Origin of the sequence: Prosthecobacter sp. (genome assembly GCF_044378005.1) — a bacterium.
In the GTDB taxonomy this organism is placed as follows: domain Bacteria; phylum Verrucomicrobiota; class Verrucomicrobiia; order Verrucomicrobiales; family Verrucomicrobiaceae; genus Prosthecobacter.
Genome location: NZ_JBILYB010000274.1, coordinates 1 through 3,905, shown reverse-complemented (window position 1 = coordinate 3,905; position 3,905 = coordinate 1). Strand labels below are relative to the sequence as shown.

Sequence of the window (3,905 nt, the reverse complement as noted above, 5' to 3'; positions counted from 1 at the left end):
TCACGCCCTGCACCGGCACATCGCCAAAGGCCGTGCCATTGAGCGTCGCCGGCACGGTGGAGCCATCCGCCACGTCGTTGATGCCGTAAGACACGGCGATTTCCGCAGGCGGTGGATTGACCGTGCCGCTGATGGTGAAGTTGTAGGGGTTCTCATCGGCGTCATCATTGGTGAAGCTCAGCGTGCCGCTCGGCGTCGCTGCAGCGCCTGCGCTCATCGTGATCTGGAAGGTCGTGAAGCCACCGCTTCCTGCCACGGTCGTGCTGCCGAAGGTCTGCGCAATGGTGAAGCCTGTGGGCACCGTGAGATTGGAGAGCGTGAGATTGGCGACGCCGCTGTTCGTCACCGTGAAAGTCTTCGTCACCGGCGTGCCCACCGTCGTGGTGCCAAAGCTGAAGGAGCCATTGTCAGGGACATCGCCCACGCCTGTCTCGGTCACGGCGATTTCAGGCGCAGTGGCAGCAGCACCATTTGCCCCGGCCATAACAAAGGTTGGTTGGCGAGCGTCCGAGAGGAAGCTGACGGTCTTGCCGTTGAGTGCGCTGCTGGCGCTCACATCCACGGCGATGGGGTTGTTTTGTTGGTTGGTGGTGCCGTCGCCGAGCTGGCCACTGGCATTCGTGCCCCAGCTGTAAACCTTACCTTCCGTGGTCAGGACCAGGGCGAAATTGTTGCCGCCAGCGATGTCGGCGATCGTCTTACCCGAAAGCACACCGGAGACGTCCACCTGGGCCGGAGTCGAACTGTTGGCGGTGGTGCCGTTCCCGAGGCCGCCCAAGCCACCATTGCCCCACGCGTATAGGGTGCCATCACGGGCGAGTGCATAAACCGCCGATTGCGTGCAGGTGATTTTGGCGATGGTCTTGCCACCAGGGAGGCCCGAGCCGCTCACTCCGGCGGGAGTCGGATTATTGGTTGATGGGACGACGGGGCCTCCGTCACCGAGTTGCCCTTGAGAATTGTTTCCCCATGTATAAACCCGACCATCCGAAGTCAGCGCCGCAGCGAAGGTGCCACCTGCCGACACCGCGACGACGCGTTTGCCGGTGAACACACCTTCCAGCTTAGCCGGAGTCGTCACGTTGCCCGTCGTCGTCCCGTTGCCGAGTTTGCCATTCGTCGCCCCACCCCAGGTGTAAATACCGCCGTCTGAAGTGCAGGCGACAACGAAACCCGTGCCACCTGACATGTCTGTGATGACTTTACCACTAAGTGCCCCACTCGTTGAAACCGCCACGGGAGTGGTGCTATTGGCACTGGAATTATCTCCGAGCTGACCGGATGTGCCGCCGCCCCAGCTGTAGAGTTTGCCATCGGAATCCAGGACGATGCCTCCTGTTTCACCCGTGGCGATATCGACGATGCTTTTGCCGCTGAGCACACCCGACATGGTCACCGCTACAGGGACCGAAGGTGACGGTGGTGTCGTGGTGCCATTGCCATGCTGGCCCGTAGTTCCATTGTTTCCCCAAGCGTAAAGGACATTGTCGGAGCTGAGAGCCACCGTGAAGTTTGCGCCAGAGGCCATTTGAACGATGTTCTTACCCGCAAGCAATCCCGACGTATCCACAGCTGTGGGAAGGGGTTTGTTTAATGTATTGGCCGTGCCATCTGAGATCTGTCCGGCGGCGTGGCTGCCCCAGCCAAAGGGGACTGAAGTGCCCACTCGGACGGACTGCCCGTTGTCGAATCCATCGGCGAGCGCGACAGCCCCGCTACCGACGATACCTGTGCCGCTGTGCTTGAGATCCAGCCGCAGCGTGCCAAAGCCCGAGATGCCATTCACCGTGACATCATAGCTGGCCCCGCTGCCGGAGATGGAGGCGACCGTGCCCGTGACGGTGCCCACCTTGAGCAAAGTAAAGTCAGTCACATCCACGCCAGTGACGCTCTCGGTAAAAGTAACACGGAAAACCGTGCTGGAGCCAACAACAGCCAGAGTGGTCTGAGGCTCGCGGTTGATGGTGGAGACGAAAGGCGCGGCCAAGAGCGGCGCGGCAGCGAGCAGCAAAGTAACCAGTAGGGATGTCTGCATGTGGATCAGGGGCGTGGAACGTTGAGGGCGGAAAGAGGGGACATAGATAGCTCAGTGGAGCAGATCGAATCCGTGCTAGGCACTGCGGCTAATGATATTCTTCATCCCATGTAAAGCACTGGCTTTGGCTGGGGCGGGCAGGCCGGATGAAGAAGTTCGGAATTTCATGATCTAGTAGCTTGAGGCAGCACAATAAAATGCCGAGTTATGAAATTATGTCACCCTTTTGTCAGGAGGGAAAGAAAAAGGCTCGTCACATTAAAAAAAGAGGATCGACTTCCGCGCGCTTTCCCGATAAAACGATTGAATTCCGCTCACCCAACCCTAGGCGGATGGGCCATTTGATGAGACTTTTTCATCCTTTCCCACCGCGAGCAGGCGAGCGCGCCACCCGCTCGGACAGGCCATGCTCGAAGTCCATACGTGAAAGCCGCAGAGCGATCAGACTGATGGTGTCCGGCTATGCGATGCACGCTGCATCGGGCAGGCCGGGAAGCCCAGGCTATGCGATGCACGCTGCATCAGGCAGGCCGGGAAGCCCGGGTTATGCGATGCACGCTGCATCAGGCAGGCCGGGCTGCCCGGGCTACGCAATGCACGCTGCATCGGGCAGGCCGGACTCCTCCCGCAGTTCCTTCGGCGATCAATCGGGCAGGCGGAACTGCATTATCCATCCAAACCATGAGAATTTTACGATTCGACTCTGGCGAAACATGGAATAATCCTAACGCTAGATGGAGTGACCCATCTTATGTCTTAGAAGAAGGTGATCCTGGCTACATCAATCCTAATCCAACAACCAACACACCCTCAACCCGACGTCACATGAGCAACAACCCGATTCCTGAATCTGAACGCGCCGTGCTGGCCATGGCGGAAGACTGCGCCGATGGCTGCCACGACCTGGAAGACGTGATCCCCCTGAAAATGGTGCGGGAGGACGACCTGCGCCAGGCCCTGTTCAACCTGAAAGGTGATCTGGCCGCACAGCCGCCCGTGCTGGGCCTCATCTACCACTTTAAGCTTGCGGAGAAGACCAGTGAAGAAGCCGCCGCCGCGCGCAGTGACAAAGACGAGGAGTGCAAAGCCTACCTCGCTGCCGTCCGTGGATCCCTCATCGGCATCCTGGGCCGCGAGCCCTCCGCCGAATGGGCGCTGGCCGGATTCGCCAATCCGCCTGAGAACTCAAACGCGGTGCCCCGCAGTCAGGCCGGCCGCCTCCAGTGCCTGTCCGCCCTGGCGGTGTATCTGCACCAGCACCCCACGTATCAGATCCCGGCAGGCGGCCCGCGCACGGAGGTGACCTCCACGCGCTCCCAGGCCCTGCATGATCAGCTCAGCACCTGCCGCCTGGCGGCGAACACTGCCTCCACGGCCCAGAGCGTCGCGCTGGTGGCGAAGAAAGCCGAGCTCCAGCGCCTGCGCCGCCTGCTGATGGGTCTGGTGGATGAGCTGGAGCTGCGCCTGGCCAGTGATGATCCGCGCTGGGAGGTCTTCGGCCTGAACATCCCGGCGAATCCGCGCGCGCCCGATCCCGCTGTGGATCTGGTTTTGACCACGGTGGGCCTGGGCCGTGTGCTGGCGGAGTGGGATCCGGGCACGCGCAGCAACAATGACCGCATCCTGATCCAGATCGTGGGCGTGGATGCGGACTTCCGCGAGTACGGCAAAAGCGGCGGCGACGGTGAGGAGCTGCTGAAAAACCTGCCCAGCGGCGCGACGCTGCGCGTGAAGATCATCGCCCTGAACGGCAGCCTGGAGGCGCTGACGGGCCCGGTGGCGGAGATCGTAGTGATCTGAGACGGCGGGTCTTTGCCGACTGGGACATGAAAAAAGCCCGGCTCCATGACGGAGGCCGGGCTTTTTCTTT

General features: G+C 61.0%; 2 protein-coding genes. One reads left to right on the top strand and one right to left on the bottom strand.

The annotated features are described in order from the left end of the window. The coding region (locus AC6FTP_RS25935) for an RCC1 domain-containing protein (protein ID WP_497209796.1) at positions 1-2,035 on the bottom strand (2,035 nt) is incomplete at its 3' end. 825 nt (positions 2,036-2,860) lie between these two features. Between AC6FTP_RS25935 and AC6FTP_RS25930 the strand changes: the two genes are divergently transcribed. Further along, entirely contained in the window at positions 2,861-3,835 is a 975-nt protein-coding gene (locus AC6FTP_RS25930; protein WP_497209795.1) for a hypothetical protein, read from the top strand. The last annotated feature ends 70 nt before the right edge of the window (positions 3,836-3,905 follow it).